At 36.0% G+C, this 22,052-nt stretch carries 34 protein-coding genes and 1 riboswitch; of the genes, 22 read left to right on the forward strand and 12 right to left on the reverse strand.

The genetic code is table 11. The features are described from left to right. Positions 1 to 18 precede the first annotated feature (18 nt). Genes JR050_RS13620 through JR050_RS13630 form a run of 3 tightly spaced genes read left to right on the forward strand, consistent with a single transcriptional unit; the run spans position 19 to position 1,392 of the window. Positions 19 to 618: a sulfite oxidase-like oxidoreductase gene (locus JR050_RS13620; RefSeq protein WP_204204052.1), complete on the forward strand. Its 600-nt coding sequence runs from the start codon at positions 19 to 21 to the stop codon at positions 616 to 618. Between the two features lie 14 nt (positions 619 to 632). Beyond that, a complete protein-coding gene (locus JR050_RS13625; protein ID WP_204204106.1) occupies positions 633 to 1,163 on the forward strand; it encodes a DUF4269 domain-containing protein in 531 nt (176 codons plus the stop codon). A gap of 16 nt (positions 1,164 to 1,179) precedes the next feature. Beyond that, positions 1,180 to 1,392, forward strand: a complete 213-nt coding sequence (locus JR050_RS13630) for a hypothetical protein (protein ID WP_204204053.1) — start codon at positions 1,180 to 1,182, stop codon at positions 1,390 to 1,392. Positions 1,393 to 1,404: 12 nt separating this feature from the next. Here JR050_RS13630 and JR050_RS13635 read toward each other — a convergent pair whose 3' ends face one another. The 3 genes from JR050_RS13635 to JR050_RS13645 form a co-directional block, all read right to left on the reverse strand. Next, positions 1,405 to 1,869 carry a CBO0543 family protein gene (locus JR050_RS13635; protein WP_204204054.1) on the reverse strand — a complete coding sequence of 155 codons (465 nt, stop codon included), beginning with the start codon at positions 1,867 to 1,869 and terminating at the stop codon, positions 1,405 to 1,407. 137 nt (positions 1,870 to 2,006) lie between these two features. Further along, positions 2,007 to 2,321 carry a DMT family transporter gene (locus JR050_RS13640; RefSeq protein ID WP_204204055.1) on the reverse strand — a complete coding sequence of 105 codons (315 nt, stop codon included), beginning with the start codon at positions 2,319 to 2,321 and terminating at the stop codon, positions 2,007 to 2,009. Beyond that, on the reverse strand, positions 2,321 to 2,659 hold the full coding sequence (locus JR050_RS13645; RefSeq protein ID WP_204204056.1) for a DMT family transporter: 339 nt from the start codon (positions 2,657 to 2,659) through the stop codon (positions 2,321 to 2,323). The genes JR050_RS13640 and JR050_RS13645 overlap by 1 nt, the downstream gene beginning before the upstream one ends. A 51-nt stretch (positions 2,660 to 2,710) precedes the next feature. Next, a riboswitch (guanidine-I (ykkC/yxkD leader) is annotated at positions 2,711 to 2,808 on the reverse strand. A 124-nt stretch (positions 2,809 to 2,932) separates the two neighbouring features. Between JR050_RS13645 and JR050_RS13650 the strand changes: the two genes are divergently transcribed. The 3 genes from JR050_RS13650 to fosB all read left to right on the forward strand — a co-directional run bounded on the left by JR050_RS13650 (position 2,933) and on the right by fosB (position 4,375). Continuing rightward, positions 2,933 to 3,505: a CBO0543 family protein gene (locus JR050_RS13650; protein ID WP_204204057.1), complete on the forward strand. Its 573-nt coding sequence runs from the start codon at positions 2,933 to 2,935 to the stop codon at positions 3,503 to 3,505. A 102-nt stretch (positions 3,506 to 3,607) separates the two neighbouring features. Beyond that, positions 3,608 to 3,808, forward strand: a complete 201-nt coding sequence (locus JR050_RS13655) for a cold-shock protein (protein ID WP_204204058.1) — start codon at positions 3,608 to 3,610, stop codon at positions 3,806 to 3,808. A 144-nt stretch (positions 3,809 to 3,952) separates the two neighbouring features. After that, positions 3,953 to 4,375 (forward strand): metallothiol transferase FosB, encoded by a 423-nt coding sequence (gene fosB / locus JR050_RS13660; protein ID WP_204204059.1) that lies wholly within the window; start codon positions 3,953 to 3,955, stop codon positions 4,373 to 4,375. Here the strand turns inward: fosB and JR050_RS13665 are convergent. Together JR050_RS13665 and JR050_RS13670 are read right to left on the reverse strand one after the other, a co-directional pair. Then, positions 4,366 to 4,920 (reverse strand): CBO0543 family protein, encoded by a 555-nt coding sequence (locus JR050_RS13665; RefSeq protein WP_204204060.1) that lies wholly within the window; start codon positions 4,918 to 4,920, stop codon positions 4,366 to 4,368. The two genes, fosB and JR050_RS13665, sit on opposite strands and share 10 nt — an antisense overlap. A gap of 159 nt (positions 4,921 to 5,079) precedes the next feature. Then, positions 5,080 to 5,274, reverse strand: coding sequence for a hypothetical protein (locus JR050_RS13670; RefSeq protein ID WP_204204061.1), 195 nt, complete (start codon positions 5,272 to 5,274; stop codon positions 5,080 to 5,082). A 151-nt stretch (positions 5,275 to 5,425) separates the two neighbouring features. Here JR050_RS13670 and JR050_RS20710 point away from each other — a divergent pair, with 151 nt between their 5' ends. Genes JR050_RS20710 through JR050_RS13690 form a run of 4 tightly spaced genes read left to right on the forward strand, consistent with a single transcriptional unit; the run spans position 5,426 to position 8,028 of the window. Continuing rightward, the gene (locus tag JR050_RS20710) at positions 5,426 to 6,331 is read left to right on the forward strand and encodes a YunG family protein (RefSeq protein WP_204204062.1); all 906 of its coding nucleotides are present in this window, start codon (positions 5,426 to 5,428) and stop codon (positions 6,329 to 6,331) included. Between the two features lie 13 nt (positions 6,332 to 6,344). Beyond that, on the forward strand, positions 6,345 to 6,893 hold the full coding sequence (locus tag JR050_RS13680; RefSeq protein ID WP_204204063.1) for a 5' nucleotidase, NT5C type: 549 nt from the start codon (positions 6,345 to 6,347) through the stop codon (positions 6,891 to 6,893). Continuing rightward, positions 6,890 to 7,819, forward strand: a complete 930-nt coding sequence (locus tag JR050_RS13685; protein WP_204204064.1) for an FAD-dependent oxidoreductase — start codon at positions 6,890 to 6,892, stop codon at positions 7,817 to 7,819. Before JR050_RS13680 ends, JR050_RS13685 begins: the two co-directional genes overlap by 4 nt. Positions 7,820 to 7,857: 38 nt before the next feature. Further along, entirely contained in the window at positions 7,858 to 8,028 is a 171-nt protein-coding gene (locus tag JR050_RS13690; protein WP_204204065.1) for a hypothetical protein, read from the forward strand. Positions 8,029 to 8,067: 39 nt separating this feature from the next. Here the strand turns inward: JR050_RS13690 and JR050_RS13695 are convergent, their stop codons facing one another. Beyond that, a complete protein-coding gene (locus JR050_RS13695) occupies positions 8,068 to 8,241 on the reverse strand; it encodes an asparagine synthase (RefSeq protein ID WP_204204066.1) in 174 nt (57 codons plus the stop codon). A 123-nt stretch (positions 8,242 to 8,364) separates the two neighbouring features. On the opposite strand from JR050_RS13695, the gene JR050_RS13700 reads away from it, so the two are divergent. Then, entirely contained in the window at positions 8,365 to 8,751 is a 387-nt protein-coding gene (locus JR050_RS13700; RefSeq protein ID WP_204204067.1) for a hotdog fold thioesterase, read from the forward strand. Positions 8,752 to 8,776: 25 nt separating this feature from the next. Here JR050_RS13700 and JR050_RS13705 read toward each other — a convergent pair whose 3' ends face one another. Together JR050_RS13705 and kapB are read right to left on the reverse strand one after the other, a co-directional pair. Then, the gene (locus JR050_RS13705; protein WP_239454400.1) at positions 8,777 to 9,964 is read right to left on the reverse strand and encodes an MFS transporter; all 1,188 of its coding nucleotides are present in this window, start codon (positions 9,962 to 9,964) and stop codon (positions 8,777 to 8,779) included. Positions 9,965 to 10,137: 173 nt separating this feature from the next. Then, positions 10,138 to 10,521 (reverse strand): kinase-associated lipoprotein KapB, encoded by a 384-nt coding sequence (gene kapB, locus JR050_RS13710; RefSeq protein WP_204204068.1) that lies wholly within the window; start codon positions 10,519 to 10,521, stop codon positions 10,138 to 10,140. A 102-nt stretch (positions 10,522 to 10,623) separates the two neighbouring features. Here kapB and JR050_RS13715 point away from each other — a divergent pair, with 102 nt between their 5' ends. The 4 genes from JR050_RS13715 to JR050_RS13730 all read left to right on the forward strand — a co-directional run bounded on the left by JR050_RS13715 (position 10,624) and on the right by JR050_RS13730 (position 13,053). Further along, positions 10,624 to 11,364 (forward strand): peptidylprolyl isomerase, encoded by a 741-nt coding sequence (locus JR050_RS13715; protein ID WP_204204069.1) that lies wholly within the window; start codon positions 10,624 to 10,626, stop codon positions 11,362 to 11,364. A 5-nt stretch (positions 11,365 to 11,369) separates the two neighbouring features. After that, positions 11,370 to 11,576, forward strand: a complete 207-nt coding sequence (locus JR050_RS13720; RefSeq protein WP_204204070.1) for a hypothetical protein — start codon at positions 11,370 to 11,372, stop codon at positions 11,574 to 11,576. A 130-nt stretch (positions 11,577 to 11,706) separates the two neighbouring features. After that, positions 11,707 to 12,291, forward strand: coding sequence for a superoxide dismutase family protein (locus JR050_RS13725; RefSeq protein WP_204204071.1), 585 nt, complete (start codon positions 11,707 to 11,709; stop codon positions 12,289 to 12,291). A gap of 501 nt (positions 12,292 to 12,792) precedes the next feature. Beyond that, positions 12,793 to 13,053: a DUF1871 family protein gene (locus tag JR050_RS13730; RefSeq protein ID WP_204204072.1), complete on the forward strand. Its 261-nt coding sequence runs from the start codon at positions 12,793 to 12,795 to the stop codon at positions 13,051 to 13,053. 84 nt (positions 13,054 to 13,137) lie between these two features. Here the strand turns inward: JR050_RS13730 and JR050_RS13735 are convergent, their stop codons facing one another. Next, on the reverse strand, positions 13,138 to 13,968 hold the full coding sequence (locus tag JR050_RS13735; protein ID WP_204204073.1) for an alpha/beta fold hydrolase: 831 nt from the start codon (positions 13,966 to 13,968) through the stop codon (positions 13,138 to 13,140). Positions 13,969 to 14,195: 227 nt separating this feature from the next. Between JR050_RS13735 and JR050_RS13740 the strand changes: the two genes are divergently transcribed. The 3 genes from JR050_RS13740 to yugI all read left to right on the forward strand — a co-directional run bounded on the left by JR050_RS13740 (position 14,196) and on the right by yugI (position 16,692). After that, positions 14,196 to 14,747: a sigma-70 family RNA polymerase sigma factor gene (locus JR050_RS13740; protein ID WP_204204074.1), complete on the forward strand. Its 552-nt coding sequence runs from the start codon at positions 14,196 to 14,198 to the stop codon at positions 14,745 to 14,747. Further along, positions 14,740 to 15,954 (forward strand): hypothetical protein, encoded by a 1,215-nt coding sequence (locus JR050_RS13745; protein WP_204204075.1) that lies wholly within the window; start codon positions 14,740 to 14,742, stop codon positions 15,952 to 15,954. Before JR050_RS13740 ends, JR050_RS13745 begins: the two co-directional genes overlap by 8 nt. Positions 15,955 to 16,302: 348 nt before the next feature. Beyond that, complete coding sequence (gene yugI, locus JR050_RS13750; RefSeq protein WP_204204076.1) at positions 16,303 to 16,692, forward strand: S1 domain-containing post-transcriptional regulator GSP13; 390 nt, start codon at positions 16,303 to 16,305, stop codon at positions 16,690 to 16,692. A 52-nt stretch (positions 16,693 to 16,744) separates the two neighbouring features. Here yugI and JR050_RS13755 read toward each other — a convergent pair whose 3' ends face one another. Next, the gene (locus JR050_RS13755; RefSeq protein WP_149221031.1) at positions 16,745 to 16,978 is read right to left on the reverse strand and encodes a DUF378 domain-containing protein; all 234 of its coding nucleotides are present in this window, start codon (positions 16,976 to 16,978) and stop codon (positions 16,745 to 16,747) included. 156 nt (positions 16,979 to 17,134) lie between these two features. Here JR050_RS13755 and JR050_RS13760 point away from each other — a divergent pair, with 156 nt between their 5' ends. The 3 genes from JR050_RS13760 to JR050_RS13770 all read left to right on the forward strand — a co-directional run bounded on the left by JR050_RS13760 (position 17,135) and on the right by JR050_RS13770 (position 20,469). Beyond that, positions 17,135 to 18,298, forward strand: coding sequence for an iron-containing alcohol dehydrogenase (locus JR050_RS13760; RefSeq protein WP_204204077.1), 1,164 nt, complete (start codon positions 17,135 to 17,137; stop codon positions 18,296 to 18,298). A 274-nt stretch (positions 18,299 to 18,572) separates the two neighbouring features. Continuing rightward, a complete protein-coding gene (locus JR050_RS13765; protein ID WP_204204078.1) occupies positions 18,573 to 19,919 on the forward strand; it encodes a glucose-6-phosphate isomerase in 1,347 nt (448 codons plus the stop codon). A gap of 145 nt (positions 19,920 to 20,064) precedes the next feature. Continuing rightward, entirely contained in the window at positions 20,065 to 20,469 is a 405-nt protein-coding gene (locus tag JR050_RS13770; protein WP_204204079.1) for a YugN-like family protein, read from the forward strand. Here JR050_RS13770 and JR050_RS13775 read toward each other — a convergent pair. Next, positions 20,466 to 21,461 (reverse strand): potassium channel family protein, encoded by a 996-nt coding sequence (locus JR050_RS13775; RefSeq protein ID WP_204204080.1) that lies wholly within the window; start codon positions 21,459 to 21,461, stop codon positions 20,466 to 20,468. The two genes, JR050_RS13770 and JR050_RS13775, sit on opposite strands and share 4 nt — an antisense overlap. Before the next feature lie 13 nt (positions 21,462 to 21,474). After that, positions 21,475 to 21,744, reverse strand: a complete 270-nt coding sequence (locus JR050_RS13780; protein WP_204204081.1) for an atypical membrane-integrating protein (Mistic protein) — start codon at positions 21,742 to 21,744, stop codon at positions 21,475 to 21,477. Positions 21,745 to 21,866: 122 nt separating this feature from the next. On the opposite strand from JR050_RS13780, the gene JR050_RS13785 reads away from it, so the two are divergent. Continuing rightward, entirely contained in the window at positions 21,867 to 22,028 is a 162-nt protein-coding gene (locus tag JR050_RS13785) for a hypothetical protein (RefSeq protein WP_204204082.1), read from the forward strand. The last annotated feature ends 24 nt before the right edge of the window (positions 22,029 to 22,052 follow it).

Genomic DNA, 22,052 nt, shown 5'->3' on the forward strand with positions numbered 1-22,052 from the left:
ATAAAAGGAGGTATCAAGATGTACTTTGGAAAAGAAAAAGCAAAGAAAAATGGTGATCGTGTACCGCCGAACCAAAATGTGACAACAACGTTCCCAGTATTACACCACGGTAATATACCTTTCTATAAGCAAGATCTTTCAGATTGGAATTTAAACATCTTTGGATTAGTAGAAAATCCGATAACATACTCCTTTACACATATTCAAAATTTGGCAGCTGTTACGATTAGCAATGATATACATTGTGTTACTGGCTGGTCTAAATTAGATACCGGATGGGAAGGTGTTTCGACACTAGAGGTTGTGAAGGCGGCAAAGCCTCTGCCTGAAGCGAAATATGTCATTCTTCATGCAGAGGAGGGCTGGACAACAAATCTTCCGGTACAAGACTTCTTGAAGGAGACAAGCTTACTCGCCTTTGCTCATGATGGAAAGCCACTCACGCCTGAGCACGGCTATCCACTACGAGCTGTAATTCCGCATCTCTACTTCTGGAAAAGTGCAAAGTGGCTTAGAGGGATTGAATTCACGAAGGAAGATCGAGCTGGTTTTTGGGAGAAGAACGGCTACCATATGTATGGAGATCCGTGGGAAGAACAAAGATTTAGTTTTGATTAATGGGGGGATCGGAACTGTTTGAGAACATTGAATATTTGAATTCAGGAACAAGTAAACAAAAGAAGGCTTACCATGTGATTCAATTGTTAGGAATCATGGACGAATTAGCGATTTATACCCCTGTTTTATGTGGGACTATTCCATTGGGAATTGACCTGCCCCAATCTGATTTAGATATTATTATGTATGTAAAAGATTTTCCATTGTTTGAAAGAAAGCTTCTTGACCAATTTAGTCATCATGAGAAATTTCGTCTCAAATCTACCATCATGCGAAATGAAAAAGTGATTAAAGCGAATTTTTACTATCAAGGCTTTGAATTCGAGTTATTTGGCCAAAACAAGCCTGTACATGAGCAGTATGCGTATTTACATATGGTGATTGAGCATAACCTGTTAGTAAAAAATCCAAAGTGGAAAGAAAAAGTGATTCAATTAAAGAAACAAGGATACAAAACAGAACCGGCTTTTTGTACATTATTGAATGTATCGGGTGATCCCTATGATCAATTAATTGAATATGGTGTGTTACAAGGATTTATTTAGAGGGGAAGGAATTGGGATGGCTAGTTTAATATTATTAGTATTATTAATTATTGGTGCTTTTATTTTAACAAGAAGAGGTAAGTCAAAAAGCGATTCCTTTATTCATTATAAGCCGTTTGATGCGATGATTAATGGTACGGGGGACCATTTTACGACAGAATCCGTGAATGATTCAAAGCATAATATACAATATGAAGAAAAAACAAAAGAGATAGAAAAGGAATTATAAGTATAAAGTGCTTTAAGATTTTTTCACCAACCACAGAAAGAATTTATAATGTAGTAATAAAAAATAAATTAAAAATGGATAGCTTAATGCAGAATACCATATTTTCCATTCATTGTATTTAATAAATCCAAATATATAAGCAGTAAACTCAAATACAACTGTTAGCAAAGTGAAGAATAAGACATAGAGGATTCTCCATTTTAACGGTTTATTAAAAGGATAAAAGTTCAGTAGTAGGATATTCGTACAAAAATATAGAACTACTTGTCCAATTAATGGAGGGATTTGGATTCCCGGCTTATCCAAAACATAAGTCTTATATTTTACTGCTAACACTGTATCAACAAGCAGACCGAACAATGTAGCGAATATAGATGTTGTATATAGTTCATACAGTTTAATTTTCTTAGGGATAAAAAAAGCTGCTACTACGATAAGTACGCTTGTCGTATAGATAAAAACAGTTTGTAATTCCAATTATCCACTCTCCTAATCGTGCGACATTTCTCCGATAATTCCTGTTTTACAAAAGTTTCCCCCTCCCTCTAAAGAACTATTCTATTTTAGTGGTGAAAAAAGACCGATTCCTACTGGATTCAGTCTATTATATTTCACTATGCTATTAACTTTAGCCCAATGGCCGAACTTATAATCATGGAGATGAACAGTATGCGCAGCCAGTCTTTCGCTTCTCCGTATAAAATCATACCAAAGATTGCCCCACCAGATGCGCCAATTCCTGTCCAAATTGCATAGGCTGTTCCCATCGGTAATGTTTTCATTGATAACGATAAAAATAAAAAGCTTCCTGCAAATCCAATGACTAACAAAATGATAGAGAAGACACTTTTTTCATGATGATATTTATTAATCATTGTTACACCAAACATTTCAAAGAGACCAGCGAGTAAAAGCATAAACCATGCCATTAGCTACCAACTCCTTCTGATGTCTCTTTTGTTACGAGTTTTAATCCAATCACTCCGACTAACAAGAGACCAATTAATAATAGTTTTACTATTTGAATCGGCTCATTGAAAAATATCATTTCAGATAGAACAGTCCCGGCTGTTCCTAACCCTACGAAAACAGCGTACACTGTTCCGACTGGTAATTTCTTACCGGCCATGATCATGACATAAAAGCTAACCGTAATTGCAAGAATGGTGCCAATCCACTCCCATGCGTTAGTTGCATGTTTTAAACCAATTACCCAACCAACCTCAAACAACGCAGCAACAACTACTGCGAACCAAGTTCTATTCAAAATTACTCACTCCTAAATTCAAATAAAAAAACCTAAGAAATCAAGTGTATGATCTCCCAGGCTTTTATCCTTCCGTGACACAGCAAAAGGCTGTGAGTTTTCTCTCGGACCAGTCCAAGCCAGCTTGCGGAACCCTAGAAAACATTTCAATATTAATTTACTTATTATAATTATTATTTCGGATTTCTTCAAGAGCGATGCGACTTATCTAATGAATAATATCAATAGCCTACGGTAAAATATTGAAATAGTAAAGCTTTGGGAGGTGTTTTCATGAGTGGACCACAACAGGAAATGTTCCGAGAAATGGTTGATAAACAGGAAAACTTAACAAATTTAGGAATAGATTATTGGATGAAATACTCACATTTTGGTACGTGGCAGTTTTGGGTGAACCTTTTGCTATTACTTGTTCCTATTCTTATTGTTTATTTAAAAATTGATCGAAAGGATATCTTTCGCATCGGCTTTTTTGGTTTTACAGTACATGTACTATTTGCTTATATAGACTCTTCAGGGATTCGATTAGGACTGTGGGGCTATCCATATCAAGTAATTCCATTTCTCCCTAGCTTCTCGCTAGACGCAGCTATTATTCCGGTGACCATTATGCTAATCTATCAGTGGACCATCCGAAATGGGAAGAACTTTTATTTCGTTTCAATCATTGCAGCTCTCGTTTTTGGCTTTGGTTTTAAACCTCTATTAGTTATGATTGGTCTATTTGAAAAATATAAATGGATTAATTACTTTTATATCTATTTAATTTACCAGTTGTTATTTTTGGTAGGCTATTGGTTAACAAAGATATTTCTAAGGCTTCATCTAAAAAGTAAGGAATCATAATTTTTGTTTAAATGGAAATGTATGAAAAAAGCTATTACATGGAAATAATATAAAGGCACGGTCGAAAGATGTGTATTTTTATTATTAGGAGGCAACAAAGAGATGGAACGCGGTAAAGTAAAATGGTTTAACAGTGAAAAAGGTTTTGGATTTATTGAGCGTGAAGGCGGAGAAGATGTATTCGTTCACTTCTCAGCAATTCAAGGTGAAGGATTTAAGTCCCTTGATGAAGGTCAAGAAGTAACGTTTGAGATTGAAAACGGACAACGTGGACCTCAAGCAACTAACGTTCATAAAGCTTAAATAAGCGAAAATTAATGTTTTTCACTAATAAAAACAGACTGTAATATCTAAATTAGATATTATTAGTCTGTTTTTTTATGTCTTTATTTAGGAGGTTATTTTAATAATTTATCGAACAATAACTCTTAGTTAGGAGTGATAGAAGTGAACATAAAAGGGATCAATCATTTGCTATATTCAGTAACTGATTTAGAACATTCAATTAAGTTTTATGAGAACGTTTTTGGTGCAAAGCTTTTGGTTAAGGGGAACAATACAGCTTATTTGGATTTAGCAGGGATATGGCTAGCACTGAATGTTGAAAAAGATATTCCACGTAATGAAATACACGCTTCCTACACACATCTTGCGTTTTCAATAGAGGATGAAGAATTTAATGAATTCTATCAGAATTTAATAAAATTAAATGTAACTATTTTAAATGGACGCAATCGCGATGCACGTGATAAACGCTCTATTTATTTTACAGATCCAGATGGCCATAAGTTCGAATTCCACACAGGTACCCTAATTGATCGAATACGTTACTATAAACATGAAAAGCTACATATGGAGTTTTATGATTGATTACGTCTTTCGATACGAAGTAGTATTTGCAATACAGCTTTTACAAATAAGCCTAATAAGATGTAGCAAGGAAAGGAGTACCAATGCTCCCACTTGTTCGGCAAATAAATATCTAACCATATGAATATAGGTTCGGCAATAAAGGATGCAACGGCAGAAAAAAGAGTCATGGCTATAACAAAGCTCTTCCAGGTTCGGAAGGTTTGATAAATAAGCATATAGAAAACAGGAAGAATGCAATAATCCACAGGGTTCAAACGTGGTATTAGCTTGAAAAATTGATACTTATAGCTCCATAACTGCAGCTCCACACCTAGGTCATCAAGAAATACAGCAAGCATGCTAATAATGGAACCATAAAGAAGAGTCTCGATCATCGCTTTTCTTTTTACTAGTAAGAAAAAAATAATCCAAGGTAAAACGATAAACAGGGCTAAAAGCCACCATTGAAAGGTAAATAAAATTTCATGAATGAAATACTCCATTCTAAGTTCCGCTAAGTGTCGGTCAACCATTTTCACGTCTTCAAACGATGGATGCTTCATATACTTAACTCCTTATGAGTTGGAATAAGAGTGCATTTAGTTAGGTAATGACGACCATCTCTTGTATCATATTAGTATGTAACAAAACGAACCTTTTACTCTCGTTGTCCAAAATCAGAGGGCTCAAAAGGTAGCCCTCCCAATTAGATATCCGGTAAATTATCTACCTAAAAGTGCCCTAATTGCTTTGTATAGAATTACGAGCGCAAATATTAAAACAATAACAAACACGATTGGTGCAATAAATGTCATTAGAGTAGCTAAAAAAGGTACGGATGCGACTGCAGATGTCGGTAAAAAAAGTAATGCAAGACCAGCAAGAACGGCTGCCAAAAATAAGAAGATTAATTCCATAAATCTCCCTCCTTTCATTAATAATATATGAAAGAATGTTGCCGTTGGTAAGGATGGATTAGCCCTTTTTAGTAGGATAATAGAGCGAATTTTCACTTTGTATAATAGTTGTTTAGGGCTATTGTCACGAGTTTGAGTAAGGAGAGATTGTATGAATAAGGATTGGTATTTAGATATTCCCACTCTAGAAACGGAGCATTATCGATTACGTGGAATGACAGAAGCAGATGCACCACTTCTGTTTGCATTTATGTCTGACAAAGATACGATGAAATACATTACTCCCAATCCAGTACAGACAACAGAAGAACTAAAAGAGTCTATTGAGTCTAGCATTCAAAACTTCTACATGCAAAAAGAATTGCCCTGGGTAATTGTCCATAAGCAAAATGAAGAGATCATCGGAATGTTTAGATTTCATAAACTGAATTTATGGCATCAAAAAACAGAAATGGGAGTAGTGATTCGAAAGGAATATCAACGAACAGGCGTAATGACTGAAATATTAACGATGATGCTTTCTTTTGGTTTTACTACTCTTGGCTTAAATCGAATTGTGGGGGATATTTTCGCTGAAAATAAAGGCTCCCAAAAGTTACTCACTACTTTTGGATTTCATCAAGATGGTGTCTTGAGACAAACTGATTTTGATGGTGTTAACTTTCATGATACGGTTGTCTATTCGATGCTGAAAGAAGAATTTGAAAGAAAACAAACGATACATTTATTGAAAGAGGCACTTGAACATAGTTGGTCTCTTCAATCTAGTTCAAAGTGGACAGTAGATAATCCGGCATGTGGACAATGTGGTGTGACTTCTCTAGTTGTTCATGATTATTTAGGTGGGGATATAGCGAAAACGAGGGTAGACGGCCATTGGCACTTTTTTAATATATTAAATGGATCACGTCATGATTTTACGGGCTCACAATTTGCTGTGCTACCTCACTATGATGATGTACCAAGTTCAAGAGAGGAAGCCTACTTAGACACAAATGAAAGTCAATATACATATTTAAAACAAGCCGTAAAAGAATATATAGATAAGAGGAATTAAAGAGGTAAACGAAATGGCTACAATATTACTCGATATGGATTCAGTTATCTGTGATTTAATGACTGATTGGCATAAAAAATATAATGAAGAGTATCAAGATTCACTTACTGTTGAAAATTTAAAATGCTGGAAATCTGAAAAGTACGTAAAGCCTGAGTGTGGTATGAAAATTTATGATTACTTAACAGAACCAGGTTTATTTCTGAATCTTAAACCTCTTCCGAATGCGAAGGAAGTCATTGAACGATTATCTCAAAAACATGAGCTACTCATCGTAACGAGCAGTGTTTCAACAGCTTTTGCAGAAAAAGAGCTTTGGATCAACGAACATCTACCTATTATTGGGAAGGAAAATATGATTTTTACTCACAAAAAAGATAAAGTCTGTGGTGATTTATTGTTCGATGATGCACCTCATAACTTACATTCGTTTCAAGCAACAGGCAGAATTGCGATCGCAATGGATTATCCATATAACAGAATGGTTAATGTTCCTAGAGTGAAAAATTGGCTCGAGTTTGAGAGAGGAATCATAGAGAATTGGTGGGGAATAAAACAGTGAAAGTAAATGTTCTGATTGTTGGTGGTGGTCCAGCGGGAATTTCAGCATCTATTTGGTGTAAACGGCTAGATATATCACACTTACTTATCGAAAAAGATTCACAGCTTGGTGGTCAACTTTCACAAATTAAAAATAAAATTATGGATTATCCAGGCTTTTATGGTTTAACAGGTAGTGAACTATTAGAGCACTTTTTTACTCACTTGAATGATATTAAGAGCAACTATTTGTGCAATACCGAAATCAAAATTTTTGATATCGAGAAAAAGCATATGACGATTATGACTAAAGGTGGAGAGATTCAAGTTCAATTTGATTACGTTATATTTGCAACTGGTGCTAGCCTTAGAACTCTAGGTGTCCCCGGTGAAGAAGAAATGGTAAAGAGAGGGGAAGTTTACTCTGCGTCAAAAGATCACCACTTGTTTGTAAATAAAAAAGTAGCGATCATCGGTGGAGGAGACAGAGCGTTTGAAGGAGCGTTATTGTTAGCAAATGCTGGTGCATATGTAACGTTAATACATCGTTCAACGATGTTTCGGGCAAGAAAGGAATATATTGTCCCAGTTCAAGAACATCCTCGGATTTCCTTATTGGTAAACACTGAGGTTCTCAAAATCAGTGGAGAGAATGAAACGAGAGGGATCATTGTTCAATCAAAAGGAAGTAATCCTTATCAACTAGATACAGATGCTGTTTTAGTCAGGGTTGGTATTCAACCGAATAGTGAACAAATAAAAGGAATTGTTTTAACTAATCGAGAAGGCTATGTTATTACCGATGAATATGGAAAGACAAGCCATGACAATATATATGCAATTGGTGATCTATGTAACAAGCCGGAGTATACAAGTATTTCAACATCTGTAGGTCAAGGGATGGTAACAACAAAGAATATTTCTCTTCTATTAGAAAAACAAGTTTAACGACATACTAAACATATCATTATAGAGGAGGGATTTTCATGAGTGACAACAAGAATAAATCAACGTTAGACGATGCTAGAACTGCGAGTATCGTTGGGGCAAGAGAAGACATCATTCATGTGAGTGAATATGCAGAAGGTTATGATTTACGTGCTCATGCAGCATTAGATGGCATTAAACAAAAAGTAGATGAGAATGGTAACACATAAACAAAAGCGAGCAATTGCTCGCTTTTTCATATGGAATTCCTATCTTCGATGTTCAACTAGGTCAATCGTTCCTAGAACGACATGTGCTAATCCAAAGCCAACGATTGTGTTTGAAAGCATTGGACTTACGTTCCGATTTTGTTTAAGTGCAAAACCTGTTGCAGTAACCGCAGTACCTAAGACAGTTGGAATTAAACCTTCTCGAACATTCATGTAAGTCCCTCCTAGTAGGTGATGGAATTCTTCTTTAGCATATCCAACCACTAGTAGCCTAAAGCAGGATTTTGTATGAAAAAAGGAGAAATAATGTAAATAAAGATTAGGAGGACTTCCCGAATGAAAACAGAAAACACATTAATTGAAACACTTGGAATTAAGATTACGGAAATAAAAGAAGGCAGAGTAGTCGCAACAATGCCAGTTGACGGAAGGACACATCAACCGTTTGGAGTACTTCACGGAGGAGCGTCTGTTGCATTAGCGGAAACAGTAGCAAGCTTCGGTTCTTATTACTTAGTTGATCAAGAAACAGAAAGCTGTGCCGGACTAGAAATTAATGCAAACCATATAAAAGCAAAACGCGAAGGAACAGTCACTGCCATTGCAACAATTTTACATAAAGGACGTACGACAATGGTATGGGATATAAAAATTGTCGATGAAGAACAAAATCTTATTTGTATCTCAAGGTGTACAGTAGCTGTTATTAAACTGAAAAAATAACTGGAGGATTTACCTCCAGTTATTTTTATGCCGTAAGGGACTCACGTTTATCGTTAGGAGCTTTTTTCATAATTGTCCATAATAGGAGGGCTGCCACAATAAACAATAAGCCAGTAATTAAAAATACACTAGATATTCCAAACAAACTAGCTAATATACCACCTAGTGAAGGACCAATGACATTACCAAGAAAACGGAAGCTCACATTATATCCGAGTACTTCACCTTGCATCGCTTGTGGTGCTTGCATTCGAATAAATGCAGTCATACAAGGAATAATGCCTCCAAGAGACATTCCTAGGAAGAAACGTAAGATAACCAGCTGCCAAAGTGATGACACGAAGGCCTGTGGAATAAAGAAAGTAGCCGATAAAACAAGTAATAATAGAACGACTTTTTCATAACCAATTCTATCTCCGAGGTTTCCCCAACGTCTTGTAGCCAGTAAATTTCCCAGTCCTGTAACTGAAAACGCTAAACCAGATAATAATGCAACAGTTGTCCCAGCATTTAATTCCTTTACGTAAAGAGCGAGAATCGGCTGAATGCTAAAATTTGCGGTTTGAATTAGAAAGGATAATACCATTGACATGATTAATAACGGTGAACTCATAATTTGGGAGAAAACATCTTTTCGTGTGAACGTCTTTTTTAGTTGAATGGCTGTTTTCTTTTCTTCCTTCACAAATAGGGTAACGAGAAGAGCTGCACCGGCAATAAAAAGGGAAGTAACAATAAAGGTATACTCAAAACCAACAACATCAACGATTAACCCACCAATTAATGGACCTAACAATCCACCAGAAACGGTACCTGTTTGAAGTGTTGCGAGTGTTTTACCGACAGTTTCCTTAGGTGTTTGTGAAGAAATAAAGGCAATTGAAGTGGGGATAAAGCCTGTTACAATTCCCATAAACATACGTAAGAAAAATAATTGCTCTACGCTTTGTGCAAATCCCATTAAAAAGATGCTAATAGAGATTCCAAAACCGGTAATCATTAAGATCTTCTTATAACCATAACGGTCACTAATTCTCCCCCAAATCGGTGAGAAGAAGAGGGCTGTTAAAAACGTAATGCTAAATACAAATCCAGACCAACGTTGAACAAAATCACTTGAAAAGTTACCAAAAGTCTCAATGTAAATAGATAAAAAGGGAAGGATCATTGTGGCACTTGCTGCGACAAAGAAGTTAGCAGTCCACATAATCATAAGATTTTTCTTTAACAGTTGAATGATACACACCTTCTGTCTAAATTATTTCGCCTTACTAAATTTTAGTAAACCTCAATAATTATATCAAGTCTTTTGCTCTCTATATTCTGTCCAGAAAATAAAAAAACACCTTTTAAGCAAGGTGTACGAATAAAGTATAATACATGAGATTATAGCTTATATTCCTTTTCCAAGGTTTCAACTTTCTCCAAGCATAGAGTTGCCCATTCAGATTGTTCACTATCTAAATCGCAACGTAGTTTACGAAGTGAATCTGTTAAAGATATTTTATAATTAGGAATTTCACCTTCATATGGTTTTACCATACCTTTTAAAATGTTCGTTTGCTCATGTTCTGCGAGAGCCTTCCGTTCATGAAAAAATCCCATACCCACTTGCTTCGGATTATGAAGGTCTCCTTGAGCTGGGTGTTTTAGCACAGCTTTCACCTTCACGAGATAATGTTCAGGTCGAACGTTTGTGATTTCTCCAATATATACTCCTGTTTTATACGGTGCTCTGACAATGTCACCAATTTGTAATGACTCTGACATAACATTTCATCCTTCCCTCATTGATTCATTCTACTCTTCATAGTACCATAAGGGACAAGAAGTCAAAATTTTTGAGTACTTTTGTTAGGAGTGTAAACAGTAATGAAATTAAAACTAAATGTTATCGCACTACTATTCGTTTTACTTTTAAGTGCTTGTGGAACAGGAAATGATGAAACCTCAGGTACAAAGGAAGAAAAGGACGAGCCAGTGGAAGAATCATTAGACGAAACTAAAGAAACCATTGATGTTGAAGCACTTCGTCAACTATCAGATGAAAAAAGTGAAGATTACCCTACAGTTGAGCTTGTAACTTCTATGGGTTCAATCACTATTGAGTTATACCCAGATGTAGCACCGAAGGCAGTAGAGAACTTTATAACTCATGGTAAAGAGGGTTATTACGAAGGAGTTACCTTTCACCGCATTTTAAAAGACTTTATGATTCAAGGTGGAGATCCTGATGGAACAGGAATGGGTGGAGAAAGTATTTACGGCAGTGATTTTGAAGATGAATTTTCACCTAAGGTTATGCACTTTAGAGGAGCATTAGCGATGGCAAATTCAGGAGCAAATACGAACGGAAGTCAATTTTTTATCGTTCAAAATCCAACGATTGATGAAAACCTTCAAGCTCAAATGAAGGAAGCTCAATTCCCAGAAGAGCTTATAAAGGCGTATGCTGAACAGGGTGGAACACCATGGTTAGATTTTAAGCATACTGTATTTGGTCAAGTCATAGAAGGTATGAACGTTGTTGACCAAATAGCAGCTGTTGAAGTGGATGCCCAAGGTAAGCCAAAACAGCCAGTAACGATTGAAAAGGTTAATGTGAAGGAGTAACAACTATGTTAATAGCACCTCAAGTGTTTGGGTTATTTTTATATTTTCCTGAAGATAAATCTGAGTATATTCCAGCAGCTTTCTCTTTTTTAATTTTTATGATGTTGGCTGTTCTTGTGTTTCGATTAATTATTAAAGCATCGAAGAAAGAATTAGAAAAGGCAAAAGAAGTAGAAGAGAAAATGAGAAAGTACAATGAAGAGAACAAATAACCGGGGTTGACCTCGGTTATTTTTTTGTCTTGTTTAGGTAATTGCTCCAATAAAAGGGTAATAGTTGTCGTTTAATCAATTTGAGATTTGGTTAAGCTACGAGATATGAGACTTTTAGAGGAGGATTTGCATGAAAAGGTTGCTATTGTTGTCACTTCTGCTTCTCATGAGTGGATGCGGAGAGTATACACCAACTAAAATCATGATTGATATTAAAAATCCAGATGGCGATACAATGGGGACGGCAACGCTTCAAGAAAAGGCAACAGGTTTAAGTGTTGGATTAGACTTGAAGGGGTTAGAACCGGGTCCACATGCAATTCATTTTCACCAAACAGGAAAATGCGAGCCACCTGACTATGAATCTGCAGGGGAACATTATAATCCAGAAGACAAAGACCATGGCTTATTAAATCCAGAAGGTTCTCACGCAGGTGACTTACCGAATATAATTGCAGAGTCAGATGGTACCGTTTTAGTTGAGCTAATGGCGCCAGGTGTTACACTTAAAGAAGGAAAGACTTCATTATTTATTAAAGAAGGTACTTCACTAGTTATTCACGAAAAGGCTGACGACGGTATGAGTCAACCAGCAGGAAACGGTGGAAAACGAATCGCTTGCGGTGTGATCAGTCTTGAAGAGCAAATGAATAAAGATAAGAAAAAAGAAAAAGTTGTAGATATTGATCAGCGCAAGAAAGAGGAAGGGAAATAGAGGCAGGTCCAAAAGTATTTTCGGCGAAGAAAAATCCGAACAATCATCTCAAATTCGTTTATAGGATTTGAATGAGTTCGGATTTATTTATTTATTTATTTGTTTTGTTAGAGACTACGTTTTGTTTTAAGTATGTTCTAGCTGTTAATTGGAGTGCAAGACGAAGACTCCTGCGGGAGAAGCGAGTTAGGTGAGACCCCGCAGGGAGGAACGACAGAGGAGGCTCACCAACCGCCCGCGGAAAGCGAAGTCTTGCGCGGAAATTAACAGCTGTATTAAAAGCCTATCTAATTTGAAATCGTTCGTCTTTAAAGTATCGTGATTTAGTTTTGTCCTAGCCTCTTTTTTGAATTGCGTATTTATTATAATTCCTAGACGTTTCCTTTAAATCCCTTCAGAATAGCAATATTTCCTACAAATCAAATTCCACTTGTCAGTTTGTGTGTTTCCTATAAAATAAGATTATAGTGAAAATTAGAAGTATAATAGGTGATAACAATAATGAATACATTAAATATTAAATTGTACGATTTTTTACTAGAATGGGACCCATTCGGGATCGGTGCAGATAATTATGACCCTGAGTTTGCAGATATTATTGGAGCAGTCAACTTTCTTGATCATGAAGAAGAGCTAGCGAAAAAAATCCAAGGTATTTTTGAATTCTCGTTTGAGCGTACATTATCAATGGACCTTTGCTTAGAAAAAGCAAAACAACTACTACAGATTAAAGATGAAGACGACTCGTGCATGATCAATTAGGGATGTCTTTGCATAGGGCGAGCAAAACGTTTACGAATTGAGCCTTATTTAAAAACAACTGGAGTGTTCACTTTCTCCAGTTATTTATATAAATTGCAATATTTGTTCTTTAATATGATGAGGTCTTTCTTCCGGGAGTAAATGCCCGGTTTTTTCGAGCGTAATTAACTCGGAATACTTGAGATCACGATGCAATCGTTCACCAACTGATAGAGGAACCACTTTATCCTCACGTCCCCAAATAAGAAGGATTTTTGTATCAATGGACTGAAGTTCGTTAGCAGGTAAATCTCCTTCACGATGTCGTATGAATCTCGTCATTGCTGTGAAAATTTCATCATTGTAAAACGGTTCTTCATATCCTGTCTTCATTTCATCATCAATCATCGAATGATCATACACCACGTTTATTAAGCTATGCATGACGCCTTGTTTTGCCAATTTCCTCTTTAACACGAGCGAGAAAAATGGAATATAGGAAGATAAGATAAGCGCCTGTTTGGCACGTTCTAAATATCCAGAACTACATAACAATACCATCCTACGAACTAAATCAGGTCGCAACTTAGCGATGTTTAAGGAAATTTGTCCACCCATCGAATGCCCGACAAGAATAATTTCCTTAATATCAAGGATCGAGAGAAGCTCAATTACAACGCTTGCTAAATTTTGATAGGAATAAATAAAATCTTTTGATTTTCCACTTTTACCAAAGGGAGGGAGATCTACAGCAACCACGCGATACTCCTTTGCCAAAAGAGGTACGAGTCTTCTGAAGCTAAAGGTTGATGAAAGGAAACCATGTATTAACACAATGGTAGGCTTCAAATTACTTGCTTCCTTATGATACAACTCGTAATGGATTGGTATCCCTTGAATGGTAATGGTGAATTCGTTGTTCTTTTCGAATGTCATCGCTCTTCACTCCAACCATTATTTACGTATTATCATACCCAAAAAGTTCAATTTTGTTCATAAAAAAATGGACAAGTTTACACTTGTCCTAAAAAGGGGGAATACTAGAAAGCCTTATATGTATACTATTTCCATATTTTTTATCGTGTAAACATTTTTTTTATTATTTTTTGAAACAATTGTAACGATTGCTTCGTTTCATAAGCAAGAGAAAGGGGTTGACGGGCGTGGAGGAAGAATTAATAAGGAAAGCACAGCAAGGAAACACTGCAAGTTTTCAGCAACTAGTTGAACAATACTATCCTGTCGTTGAACGGTTTGCCTATCAATTAGGAAACCGCAGGGATGAAATAGATGATATTACGCAAGAAGTATTTATCCGAGTCTATCGATTTTTAGATCAGTTCTCAAAGGCGAAATTCTCAACATGGCTGTATAAAATTACGTTAAATGTAACGCGAGACATGGCACGGAAAAAGGTACAAAACGAAAGAAAGCTATTTAAGATTCAGTTAGAACGCGAAGTATATCCAGAAGTAGAAGCTTCTATTTTGCAAAGTGAAGAAGACCGAATCCTACACATTAGCATACAACGATTGAATGAGAAATACAGTGTGCCGATTATCCTCTACTACTTTCATGATAAAAAGTATGACGAAATCGCAGAGATACTATCCATTAGCTTATCTTCAGTAAAAACGAGATTGTTAAGAGGAAAGTCGATGTTAAAACAAATCATGGAAGAGGAAGAAAGAAAGGGGGGCAATGGGAATGGATAAGCTAGAACAACGATTAAACCAACTAAAAAATAGCTATGAAGAAATCCCAACCGCAAGTAATCCGGCCAAAATTATGGAGCAAATTAAGAAAACTAAGCAAAAGCAAAAGAAAAAATGGGTAACACAACTACCATACGTTGCAAGCTTTATCGGCGTACTCATTATCGGATCGCTCCTTGCTGTTCAGATGTTATCATCACAAGGTACGAATCAAGGTGATGGAGAAAAGAAACCGGAAGAAAAACCACCTGTAACGAATGAACAGAAAGTCACGAAGGAACAGATAGCGGAAAAGCAAAAAATACTCGTAGCATACTACGATGAATTACTGTCTACTTCCTATGAACACCCAATTGTGGAAATTAAAAATTTAGAGGAATTACCGTACATTCGAGAAACGAAGGAATTCATTGAAGAAGTAGGTGAACCGGAGTATAAAAAATATAAAAATGAAAAAGACCTGGAACAATCGTACGAAGAATATATGGCGTTTGTTAAAGATCGATTCGAAATGCCTAAAACTGACTTAGGGCAGTTGGAGACTAGTAATAAAGAGGATCTATCATCTGATGTAATGGATATCATGCGAAAACAAGAGGAATTAAAAGTACATTTTCAGAAAGAATTAACTGCATTTGCTATTTCAGGTGAGATACTCAAAATTAGCCAAGATTTTTTTGAACAAAAGGAAAAACTTCTTTCTGTTAGCGGAATTGAAAACCAAGAATTGAAAGAGTTTGCTCAATATTTAAAAGATAATGGGTATACATTAATTGATATAGAAGGGCAGCATGAGGTAGAGATAAACTTCCAAAGCATCCTTGATTTATATGGGGGCAAGATAGATCAAGATGTTAAAGATTTTATTAATATAAATAGTTCAAGACTTGCAATTGATGGTGGACTTTCGAAAAACTGGGATATAATTGCTGAAAAAATAATTATTCTAGAAGAGAGTAGAAAGAATTATAAAGGTTCGAGTAAGGTTCTTATGGATAATTTATTTAACGAGTATTTTAATTTCTACTTTAATGGGAATGTGAGTAAACCTGCATTCTTAAATGATGGTTATCTTGACCCTGAATTAAAAGAAAGTTATCAAAAGTTCTTAAATGAGAAAGATCCTGATACAGAAGCTTATAAAAAGGTTGAAAATTACTATAATAGTCTTAAAGAAGCTGAGTTTCATAAAAGTGCTATTGAGTAATATATAAATGTTCTTACTGTAATCGATTGTTACTTTTTAACTAAATTTTGAGCAAAAGTGAATTGAAGCGTAAGTCACTTGACTCCTGCGGGAAGAAGAGAAAAGGTGGAGACCCCACAGGCGAAGCCGAGGAGGCTCCACTTTCTCCCCGCGGAAAGCAAGTGACTGCAGCGGAAAGGAACGGTCTCAGTTCAGAATAGAAAAAACAATCATTTAGTAAAGAACCCTATTAATAAATAAGAAAGGACGGCCAAAAGCCGTCCTTTTTGATTAAATAACATTACTATGATATAATTTTATATTGCGTATATAAAGTGATAGAAAATAAAACATATAGGAGTGTTTCGGATGTCAGAAAAAATCGAAGTAGGTAGTGTATTAACAGGTAAGGTAACAGGAATTCAAGCTTATGGTGCGTTTGTTGCGTTAAATGAAACGACTCAAGGTCTTGTTCATATTTCAGAAATTAAGCATGGTTTCGTAAAGGACGTTAGCGAACATTTATCTGTTGGGGACGAGGTAAATGTAAAAGTTCTTTCTATTAACGAAGAAAAAGGGAAGATTAGTCTTTCTATCCGTGCTACAGAAAAAGCACCAGAAAAAGCTCCACTTCAAAAGATCATGAATAAAAAGAGTGAGAAGTCTGATACAGAACTACAAGGCTTCAACACATTAAAAGACAAGCTTGAAGAGTGGATTGAACAATCTAACGGCCGTGAAAACTTATTAAAGAAATAATCACTAATAGAAAAAAGGTAGGGAATCTTCCCTACCTTTTTCTTATGCAGAATTAACGTGTTGCTCTTGGTTCTGCAGATGTTTCCATCTCTTTCCAAGGCTTGAATAATAGTCCTAAGTTGATTAAACCAGCAATCCCAACTAATCCGTAAATGATACGTGATAATGCTGAATCTTGTCCACCAAAGATCGCAGCAACTAGGTCAAATTGGAAGAAGCCAATTAGTCCCCAGTTAATCGCACCGATTATTGTTAGAGCTAACGCAAGACGTTGAATTGTACTCACTACGTTTCCCTCCTTATTATTAAAATAACTACATTTTTAGCATGAGTACATTTCAATGAAATTATGCATACTGCTATAAGGAGTCATGTTTCTTTACAATCGCTACACCTGTGATACATAATGAGAAATGACCAAATCATGAGGAGGTAATGAATCATGGAACAGTTTACATTTTATAATCCAACCAAGCTTATATTCGGAAAAGATACGTTATCACATCTTCAAACAGAAATACCTACATACGGTAAAAAAGTATTAGTAGTATATGGTGGAGGCAGCATTAAGCGTAGCGGCCTATATGATAAAGTGATGAAAGAGCTACAAGAAATAAATGCAGAAGTTCACGAGCTTGGTGGTGTTGAACCAAATCCGAGATTAACGACTGCTCAAAAAGGTATTGAAATTTGTAAAGCAGAAGGAATAGATTTTCTTCTAGCAGTTGGTGGTGGAAGTGTCATCGACTGTACGAAATTAATCTCAGCTGGTAGCAAGTACGATGGAGATGCATGGAATCTTGTTCTTAGAAAGGCTGAAGTAAAAGAGGCTTTACCATTTGGAACAGTTTTAACATTAGCTGCAACGGGTTCTGAAATGAACTCAGGCTCTGTCATTACAAACTGGGAAACAAATGAAAAGTATGGCTGGGGCAGTCCACTTACATTCCCTAAGTTTTCAATTCTTGATCCAACGAATACGTTTACTGTGCCTCAAAATCAAACCATTTATGGAATTGTAGATATGATGTCACACGTATTCGAACAGTATTTCCACAATGTAACGAACACTCCACTTCAAGATCGTTTATGTGAAGGAACATTGCGCACTGTAATGGAGGTAGCACCAAAATTAGTTAATGATTTAGAAAACTATGAATACCGTGAGACAATTCTATACAGTGGTACAATTGCCTTAAATGGAATGCTGCAAATGGGGTACCGAGGAGACTGGGCAACTCACAATATTGAGCATGCTGTTTCTGCCGTATACGATATTCCTCACGGTGGTGGATTAGCGATTCTTTTCCCAAATTGGATGAAGCATACATTGGATACAAACGTTGCTCGTTTTAAGCAATTAGCAGTTCGAGTATTTGATGTAAATCCAGACGGAAAGTCTGACAGAGAAGTAGCTCTAGAAGGAATTGAAAAGCTACGCAGCTTCTGGAACAGCATCGGAGCTCCATCTCGTTTAGCGGATTATGATATTGATGATGAAAAGCTTGAATTAATGGCAGACAAAGCAATGGCCCGCGGCGAATACGGTAACTTCCAAAAATTAAATAGAGAAGATACGTTAGCGATTTATCGCGCTTCACTATAAACTAAGGTAGCACTTCAACTTGAAGTGCTATTTTTTTTTGTGAAAATAATAGCGAATAGCGAAATTCATTTAAAACGCGAGAAAAATTAAAAAGCGAAAATAATAATCTAATCACACGAAAAATACATGAGATTGATCCAAAACTCATTTTTTGGTATGAAATTTAACTTAATTTCCAATGTATCCGTTTACAAAATTCCACCCTTCTTGATTTGCTATCATGAATTCGATAAAGTGAAAGAGGCAAGACTGTTTAATAGAGGAGGCTTATAAAATGAGTCATATCAAATTTGATTATTCAAAGGCGTTATCGTTTTTTGGAGAGCATGAACTTACATATTTACGTGATGCAGTAAAAGTTGCACACCACTCTTTACATGAGAAAACAGGTGCAGGGAATGATTATTTAGGATGGATTGATTTACCGACACAATACGATCAAGAGGAATTTTCTCGCATTGTGAAAAGTGCAGAGAAGATTAAATCTGATTCGGATGTATTACTTGTGGTTGGTATAGGTGGTTCATACCTTGGTGCACGTGCTGCAATCGAATTATTAAATCACTCTTTTTATAATGCTTTATCAAAAGAACAACGTAAAACTCCACAAGTGATCTTTGTTGGTAACAACATTAGTTCTACATACTTAAAAGATGTAATGGAGTTACTTGATGGTAGAGATTTCTCGGTTAATGTTATCTCAAAATCTGGAACAACGACAGAACCAGCAATTGCTTTTCGTATTTTCCGTAAGCTTCTAGAAGAAAAGTACGGTAAAGAAGAAGCAAGAAAGAGAATTTATGCGACTACTGACAAAGCTAGAGGTGCATTAAAAACACTGGCAACTGAAGAAGGGTACGAATCATTTGTTATCCCAGATGATGTTGGTGGAAGATACTCTGTACTAACAGCAGTAGGTTTACTTCCGATTGCAGTGAGCGGGGCAAATATTGAACAAATGATGAAGGGTGCGCAGGATGCAAGTGAGGCATTTGGAAAATCAGAGCTAGAAGAAAACCTTGCGTACCAATATGCAGCTGTTCGTAACGTTCTTTACAATAAAGGAAAAACGATTGAGATGTTAATTAACTACGAACCTGGTCTACAATATTTTGCGGAATGGTGGAAGCAGTTGTTCGGCGAAAGTGAAGGAAAAGATCAAAAAGGAATTTTCCCATCTTCTGCGAACTTCTCAACAGACTTACACTCATTAGGTCAATACGTACAAGAAGGTCGTCGTGATCTTTTTGAAACGATTATTAGTGTAGAGAACTCTCGTCATGAACTGATTATTGAAGCGGAAGAGCAAGACCTTGATGGCTTAAACTATTTAGCAGGTAAATCAGTTGATTTCGTTAATAAAAAGGCATTCCAAGGAACTATGCTAGCACATACAGATGGAGGCGTTCCAAACTTAATTGTGGAGATTCCTCGTTTAGATGAGTATACGTTTGGATACTTAGTATACTTCTTTGAGAAGGCTTGTGCGATGAGTGGCTATTTACTTGGTGTCAATCCATTTGATCAACCAGGTGTTGAAGCATACAAAGTTAATATGTTCGCATTACTTGGTAAGCCAGGCTTTGAAGAGAAGAAAGAAGAATTAGAAAAAAGATTATAAAATGAAAAATGAAGTGAGGAATTTTTTCCTCACTTCATTTTTTTATTTGTAGAAAGACTGCCACGGAACCATGTTTTACTTTCATCATCAATAATTTTCCCATGAATGGATAACCTAAAGATAGATTAAAAAAGGAGCTGATTGTATGATTGAAATCCCTTCGCAGCTTGAGGGTCAATCCTTTAACTTATACAGATTAGAATCCACGTTAAAGCCTATTGGCTATGTCATCGGTGGAAACTGGGATTATGATCATGGTTATTTTGATTATAAGATTGATGATGAAGTTGGCTATCAATTTTTACGTGTTCCATTTACAGCAGTAGATGGTCAATTAGATTCTCAAAATACAACTGTACAACTAGGGCGTCCGTTTTTGCTTTCCCATAAGTATCAAATTGGTTTAGATGATCATGTAAGAGGAATTGATCCTGGAACGTTCAATCAATTCTCTGAGCCACAGGATCCAGATGCTTCCTTCCCGACAAAATACATCGATCTTGGAAAATCATTGGTAAAAGAACTAGAGGATTTATTACAACAAGATTAATGACGAATGATTAATAATTCGTCTGTTTTTAAAATGGAAAAGGTAGGGGATGGATTGATAAACGATTCGTCCCTTCTTTTAATACCGATTAATAAAATGCCTTTTTTTATAAGGTGTTTAATGCATTCTTCATAGGACAAGCCTTCAATTTCTTCAGGAACAAGTATATATTCTATTTTATTCCCCGAAAGGTTATCTAACATAATGAGCAGCGCATCGCTCATACCGTGTGACATGATACTATTTGCCATTACGTAGCTTGTCAGTTTATTCGTTTGTATCACTTCATCAGCACCTGCACGCTTTGCGTTTATTATTTGGTTCTTCGTTAAAATCTCCACAATGGTATAGATGGAAGGATTCATTCCTTTTGCTGTAACAAGGGTTAAGATTGTCGCCATATCTGCATGAGATTCATTTTTACTTTGATCAGCAGAAATAATTATCATAGCAGCTACTTCAATATTTGCCCTCCGCAATGTATCATCATTAGATGGGTCTCCTTTAATAAAGGTAATGTTCCGATCAGAAAGTGGATTTTCTTTTAATGTTTCATCCACTAAGACGATTTGTAGTTTATCGTTTGTTCCATTTAACTGGACAAGTGTTTCTCTAATTCTCTCATTCCATCCAATTAAAATAACATGGTTTTCTCCTTTAAAGGTTGATTTTCCTTCAGCAAAAGAATTCTCTAACGAGATGGTAGCAGCAGATAATGTTACAAAATAAAACGTCATAAAGGCTGTACCAACCAGAATTAATAACATCCCAACAGCACGACCAATTTCAGTTGTGGGAGAGTAGTCACCATAACCAACCGTTGAAATTGTGACGATCGCCCACCACATTCCTTCAAATATTGTCGGGAATGTCCCAGGTTCAATAAAATGTATGATGGTCCCAAACAAGACTATCGATAATAATGCTAATAGTACGAGCCTGATTACAAGAGGCAGTCGTAAATAGGAAAATAAAATTGATCTAACGCTCATAGATGATCATTCCTTATTCCTCTTCATTTTGAGGGCTATCCTTTTGATTTAATGGGATAAGTGACAAAATTTCCTTCACAATTTTATTCATTCTTTGGTCGATTTCCTCATTACCATATATTTTTTTTGCTCTTTCAATAATGGTTGTTGCCTCATCATCAAACTCAATTAAAGGTTTATCTTCTTCCGCATCATTGTAGAGCTGAATAAATGAATCTAAACCTTCATTTAACTTATCTATCGCATCACTTAATGTTTGTTTTTCTTGTGTATGTAACTTCATATGTTTCACCTCTTCCATTATTGTTACCATTTCTTTCTAACCTCATAACTTTTAAAGGTTGCTAGTGAATGAATTCCCATTGATTGAATCATACTAATTTTAGTCGTAAAGGAGGTTCTTACATGAAAAGGTTTCTTATGCTTTTTCTAGCTATTGGTTTAGTAATGACTGGTTGCTCAAACGCATCAGATTCAGATAATCCAGATGCAAATGAAACGGTAGGTAACGACTCAAGTGGAAGTGGTGGAGACAGTGATGGATCGTCTTCGGTAGGTTCTTCTTGATTAGTAATACTGAAAACTAATAAA

Origin of the sequence: Bacillus suaedaesalsae (assembly GCF_016890225.1) — a bacterium.
Classification (GTDB): domain Bacteria; phylum Bacillota; class Bacilli; order Bacillales; family SA4; genus Bacillus_BS; species Bacillus_BS suaedaesalsae.

Bases quoted from the DNA above. Each gene is read 5' to 3' on its own strand.
- JR050_RS13620 (WP_204204052.1), top strand. From the start codon at position 19: ATGTACTTTGGAAAAGAAAAAGCAAAGAAAAATGGTGATCGTGTACCG.
- JR050_RS13630 (WP_204204053.1), top strand. From the start codon at position 1,180: ATGGCTAGTTTAATATTATTAGTATTATTAATTATTGGTGCTTTTATT.
- JR050_RS13640 (WP_204204055.1), bottom strand. From the start codon at position 2,321: ATGGCATGGTTTATGCTTTTACTCGCTGGTCTCTTTGAAATGTTTGGT.
- JR050_RS13650 (WP_204204057.1), top strand. From the start codon at position 2,933: ATGAGTGGACCACAACAGGAAATGTTCCGAGAAATGGTTGATAAACAG.
- JR050_RS13655 (WP_204204058.1), top strand. From the start codon at position 3,608: ATGGAACGCGGTAAAGTAAAATGGTTTAACAGTGAAAAAGGTTTTGGA.
- JR050_RS13665 (WP_204204060.1), bottom strand. From the start codon at position 4,920: ATGAAGCATCCATCGTTTGAAGACGTGAAAATGGTTGACCGACACTTA.
- JR050_RS13670 (WP_204204061.1), bottom strand. From the start codon at position 5,274: ATGGAATTAATCTTCTTATTTTTGGCAGCCGTTCTTGCTGGTCTTGCA.
- JR050_RS20710 (WP_204204062.1), top strand. From the start codon at position 5,426: ATGAATAAGGATTGGTATTTAGATATTCCCACTCTAGAAACGGAGCAT.
- JR050_RS13680 (WP_204204063.1), top strand. From the start codon at position 6,345: ATGGCTACAATATTACTCGATATGGATTCAGTTATCTGTGATTTAATG.
- JR050_RS13690 (WP_204204065.1), top strand. From the start codon at position 7,858: ATGAGTGACAACAAGAATAAATCAACGTTAGACGATGCTAGAACTGCG.
- JR050_RS13695 (WP_204204066.1), bottom strand. From the start codon at position 8,241: ATGAATGTTCGAGAAGGTTTAATTCCAACTGTCTTAGGTACTGCGGTT.
- JR050_RS13700 (WP_204204067.1), top strand. From the start codon at position 8,365: ATGAAAACAGAAAACACATTAATTGAAACACTTGGAATTAAGATTACG.
- JR050_RS13705 (WP_239454400.1), bottom strand. From the start codon at position 9,964: ATGATTATGTGGACTGCTAACTTCTTTGTCGCAGCAAGTGCCACAATG.
- kapB (WP_204204068.1), bottom strand. From the start codon at position 10,521: ATGTCAGAGTCATTACAAATTGGTGACATTGTCAGAGCACCGTATAAA.
- JR050_RS13715 (WP_204204069.1), top strand. From the start codon at position 10,624: ATGAAATTAAAACTAAATGTTATCGCACTACTATTCGTTTTACTTTTA.
- JR050_RS13720 (WP_204204070.1), top strand. From the start codon at position 11,370: ATGTTAATAGCACCTCAAGTGTTTGGGTTATTTTTATATTTTCCTGAA.
- JR050_RS13725 (WP_204204071.1), top strand. From the start codon at position 11,707: ATGAAAAGGTTGCTATTGTTGTCACTTCTGCTTCTCATGAGTGGATGC.
- JR050_RS13730 (WP_204204072.1), top strand. From the start codon at position 12,793: ATGAATACATTAAATATTAAATTGTACGATTTTTTACTAGAATGGGAC.
- JR050_RS13735 (WP_204204073.1), bottom strand. From the start codon at position 13,968: ATGACATTCGAAAAGAACAACGAATTCACCATTACCATTCAAGGGATA.
- JR050_RS13745 (WP_204204075.1), top strand. From the start codon at position 14,740: ATGGATAAGCTAGAACAACGATTAAACCAACTAAAAAATAGCTATGAA.
- yugI (WP_204204076.1), top strand. From the start codon at position 16,303: ATGTCAGAAAAAATCGAAGTAGGTAGTGTATTAACAGGTAAGGTAACA.
- JR050_RS13760 (WP_204204077.1), top strand. From the start codon at position 17,135: ATGGAACAGTTTACATTTTATAATCCAACCAAGCTTATATTCGGAAAA.
- JR050_RS13765 (WP_204204078.1), top strand. From the start codon at position 18,573: ATGAGTCATATCAAATTTGATTATTCAAAGGCGTTATCGTTTTTTGGA.
- JR050_RS13770 (WP_204204079.1), top strand. From the start codon at position 20,065: ATGATTGAAATCCCTTCGCAGCTTGAGGGTCAATCCTTTAACTTATAC.
- JR050_RS13775 (WP_204204080.1), bottom strand. From the start codon at position 21,461: ATGAGCGTTAGATCAATTTTATTTTCCTATTTACGACTGCCTCTTGTA.
- JR050_RS13780 (WP_204204081.1), bottom strand. From the start codon at position 21,744: ATGAAGTTACATACACAAGAAAAACAAACATTAAGTGATGCGATAGAT.
- JR050_RS13785 (WP_204204082.1), top strand. From the start codon at position 21,867: ATGAAAAGGTTTCTTATGCTTTTTCTAGCTATTGGTTTAGTAATGACT.